The following is a 4,163-nucleotide window of genomic DNA, read 5'->3' as shown; positions in this document are numbered from 1 at the left end:
TCTTTTGCGTGTCTACTTAGAATGCACGATGAAGGCCGTGTGGGCCCCGCAGGCTACGACGAGAGGACCTCAACGCCCGAAAACTCGAACCGTGCGCCCCCGCTGGACGCCTCCGTGAGGCGGACCGTCCACCCGTGTGCCTCGGCGATGCGCTTCACGATTGAAAGGCCAAACCCGGTGCCTCCTTCCTGCGAGGTCTCCCCCGGCTTGAACACCGCTTCTCGGTCGGCCGGCGGAATGCCAGGCCCGTCGTCCTCGACGTACAAGACCGACTCGCCGGCACGCCCGACCCGCACCGTGACGTCCCCCTCGCTGTGCTCCACGGCGTTTCGGAAGAGGTTCTCAAAGACGTGCCGGAGTCGATCCGGGTCTCCCTCGATCGTGCAATCGTCCTCGACGACCAGAGACGCCGCGTCGGCCTCGACCATGTCCCAGCACTGCGCCGTGAGGTCCGTCACCGAGATGGGCTCAAGGGACTCGACCTCGTTGCCCCGCCGGGCGAGGACCAGCGTGTCGGTAATGATGGCCTCCATCCGGTCAAGCGCCTCCAGTACCTTCTCGCGGTGGAGGGATTCGTAGGACGGGTCTTCGACGGAGAGGGTGGTGCGCATCTGCGCGATGTTGAGCGGGTTGCGGAGGTCGTGGGCCACAATCCCCGCAAACTCGTCGAGCCGCTCGTTCTTGCGGCGCAGCTCGGCCTCCCGGCGCACCTGTGCGGTCACGTCGCGGGCGATGCCGACGATGCGAGTAACCGCGCCATCAACCGTAACGGGCGCAAGCTTCGTCTGCCAAGTGCGCGTCCCCGCGGGCATCTCGAGCTCTTCCTGGTAGGAGATGGGCGCCCGGGCCTCCACGCAGCGGCGATAGTTCGCCTCGAGCTCGGCCCCGAGGTCCGGCCCGAGAACCTCCCGGGGCGTTTTCCCCTGAACGGAGTCCGAGTCGAGCCCCGTCGCGGCCTCGTGGTACGGATTGAGCCGTTCGAATCGGAACTCAGGCCCCGAGTCCGTCGGCTCCACGTCGACGAAGAAAATGGCGTCGTCCGCATTCTCCAAAAGTGCACGGTACTCCTCGGTGAGCGCCTCGAGCTGCTGCTCTTTTCGCAGCGGCTCCGTCACGTCTCGGCTGAGAGCGATGAAGTGCGTCTCGCCTGCGATCTCCGTCTTATCGACCCACACTTTGATCGGAAATGTGGAGCCGTCCTTGCGGCGGTGTCGGCCGCGCTTCTTTGCCCGATCGCCCACCTCCATGGTCCGCCAGGTGGTTCGCAGTTCCGCTTTGGCCAGGCCGACTTCGAAGTCGGACACGTTCATCGACAAAAGCTCCCTGCGCGTGTAGCCGAGGTCCTCGACGGTTTGGCGGTTCACGTCCAGGATGTTGCCCTCCGCGTCGTGGATCACGACGGAGTCGGGGAGGTCGTCGAACAGCGACTTCAGCCGTTGGCGGCTTTTCTCCAGGGTGTTCTGTCGCCGCTTGCGCTCGGTAATCTCGCGGCTGATGCCCATGATGCCCACGACTGTGCCGTCCTCGTCGCGGTACGGATACTTGTTGTCAAGAAAGACGTGCTCGTTGCCGTCGATAAATCGGGTCGCCTCGTAGGAGTCCGCCGTCTCGTCGGCGAGGACCTGCTCGTCGATCCGGCGGATCTGGGCCGCGCTCTCCGAATCGAAGAGGTCCTCGGCCCGCTTCCCAACGGCGTCCTCAGGGGCAAGCCCGAAAAGGCTGGCGGCCGCCTCGTTCATAAATTGATAGCGCCCCGCACGATCCTTTAGGTACACGGCCTGCGCGGTGTTCGCAACCAGCGCACTGAGTTGGCGGTTTTTCTGTGCAAGCTCCTGTTCGGAAGCCTTCCGGTCCGTGATGTCGGTAAAGTAGAGGGACAGCCCGCTTTCGTCGGGGTAGACGCGCACCTCAAACCATCGCTCCAGGGCCGAGTCGTATCGCTCGAAGGACTGCTGGGTCTGGGTCGCCATGGCCTCGTCGATGGCGTCCTGCGCGACGGTTCCCTGCGACTCCGGAAAGGCGTCCCATATGTACTGCCCCATCAGCTGACTCCGGGGGGCGTCCAGAATCTGCTCGGCCCGCTCGTTGACGTAGGTGTACCGGAGGTCCGTATCGAGGGCCACGACGCCCTCGCTCACACGCTCAAGAACGGTGCTGCGCCGCAGCGCCGCGTCGTCGTCAAGGTTCTGTGCGGTGGGGGACATCATGGACGCCGGAGAGCCAGGGGGGGGTGAGGCAGAAGCATGCTCAACGTCTGCCCGCAGAATCCACAATGATCATACCATCCCGGAGTCCCCAGCCGGCCCCTGTATGATTCAGGTGTGCCGGCCCGGCGCTCGCAGACGACGGCGGATGAGCCGCCGGAAGGAGGCGTCGAGGGCAGCCCCGCCTGGCGCCCGCAGGTGGAAGCATTTTCCACATGTGGCCCGTGGGGATTAGCGGTCGGCGGACCGCTCCTCGTACGGGCCGAAGTGTTTCGCCGGCTCGTCGTAGCCGAGCAGGGCGGTTTGTGCCCACCCGACGGCGCGGTCCTGTAGCATGGCAATCGAGGGGACAATCATCATGAGGACGGCGGTGCCGAAGACGATCCCGACCCCCAGGCTTACGGCCATGGGAATCAGAAACTGGGCCTGCACGCTCTGCTCGATGATGATGGGAAAGAGGCCGAGAAATGTGGTCAGCGACGTAAGCAGGATGGGGCGGAAGCGCATCTGCCCGGCCCGCACCAGCGCGTCGGGCCAGTCGCGGCCCTTGGCCCGTTCCTCGTTCGCAAAGTCGAGCATCACGAGGGCGTCGTTCACGATGACGCCGCTGAGCCCGACGATGCCGAAGACGCTGAGCAGGCCGAGCTGGATGTCGAGCACCAGATGGCCCAGAAGGGCCCCGATCCACCCGAACGGAATGGTGCTCATGATGACGAGCGGCTGCAGGTACGACCGAAAGGGAATGGCCAGCAGGGCGTAGATGGCGAACAGGGCGAGCAGGAAGCCGATGATGAGTGAACTCTGTGCCTTCCGCTGCTGCCGCTGCTGGCCGCCGAAGGTAAAGGTGGCCCCGGGCACCGCGCGCTGAATGTTTGGGAGCACACCGGACTGTAGGCTCGACTTGACCGCGTTCCCGGTCGTGACGCCTGGATCAACGTCGGCCGTGACCGTCACCACCCGGCGTCCATCCTGACGGTTGATCTGGGAGGGACTGTAGCCGAACGACACGTCCGCCACCTCCTCTAGGGGCACCTGGGCCCCCGCGGCCGTCCGGATGCGGTAGTCGTTCAGGTCCTCGATGGAATTGCGCTGGTCGTTGGGGAGGCGGGCGTAGACGCGCACCTCGTTCTGTCCGCGCTGCAGGCGGTAGGACTCCAGGCCAAAGAAGGCCGCGCGGACCTGGCCGGCCAGGTCGCTGAGCGAGAGGCCGAGCGAGCGGGCGCCCGGCTTGAGGGCCAGTTCCAGCTCCCGCTTCCCCTGATCCTGGTCCGACTGGATGTCGAACACGCCGCCGAAGCGGACCAGCGAGTCCTGTACGGCGCCCACGGTCCGGTCGAGCTTCTCCTCGGTGGGGGCCGACACCTCGACGGACACCGGCTTGCCGACCGACACCACGTCGGCGGTGAAGACGAGGGACCGGACGTTGGGCACGCGGCCGGTCTTCGCCCGCCATCGCTCTTCGAACTGCGCGGACGTGATGTCTCGGTCTTCCGGATCGATCATCTCGAAGCTCACCTCGGCCACGTTGGCCTGCGTGGCGGTAAAGCCTCCCGCACCGGGGTCGCTGTTGGCCTGTGGCTGCTGGCCGACGGTCACGTATGCGTTTTCGACAAGGTCTTGCCCCGCCTCCTCTTCGAGCTCCTCGATGGCGTCGTACCCCGTCTCCTGCAGGCGGGCCGTCATGCGCTCGGTGGCCTCCGGCGTGGTGCCCACCGGCATCTCCAACTGGGCCGTCACGAGCTTGCCCTGCACGCTCGGAAAGAAGGAGAAGCCGATGTACCCGTTGCCGACGAAGGCGAAGGACACGAAGAGCACCGACACGCCCGCCACGAGGGTCACGCCGTAGTGGCGCGTGGCGAAGCGAAGGCCGGTGGTGAGGGGGCCCCGAACGAAGGTCCAAAGCTGCGCGGCCACCCACCGCCGCACTCGGTTGAGCGTGCGAACCGCGAGGGTGGGCGT

General features: G+C 65.9%; 2 protein-coding genes. Both read right to left on the bottom strand.

All coding sequences use genetic code 11. The annotated features are described in order from the left end of the window. Nucleotides 1–53: 53 nt before the first annotated feature. Nucleotides 54–2,207 carry a PAS domain-containing protein gene (locus V5A20_RS13380; RefSeq protein WP_332327565.1) on the bottom strand — a complete coding sequence of 718 codons (2,154 nt, stop codon included), beginning with the start codon at nt 2,205–2,207 and terminating at the stop codon, nt 54–56. Nucleotides 2,208–2,435: 228 nt separating this feature from the next. After that, nucleotides 2,436–4,163: efflux RND transporter permease subunit (locus tag V5A20_RS13375; protein WP_332316982.1), on the bottom strand; the 1,728-nt coding region annotated here is incomplete at its 5' end.

It is taken from the genome of Salinibacter sp. (assembly GCF_036626415.1).
Taxonomy (GTDB): domain Bacteria; phylum Bacteroidota; class Rhodothermia; order Rhodothermales; family Salinibacteraceae; genus Salinibacter.
This window is presented reverse-complemented; position numbering and strand designations above follow the sequence as displayed.

What these genes read in the sequence shown, in the direction of transcription:
- V5A20_RS13380 (WP_332327565.1), bottom strand. Translation starts at nt 2,207, where the DNA reads ATGATGTCCCCCACCGCACAGAACCTTGACGACGACGCGGCGCTGCGG.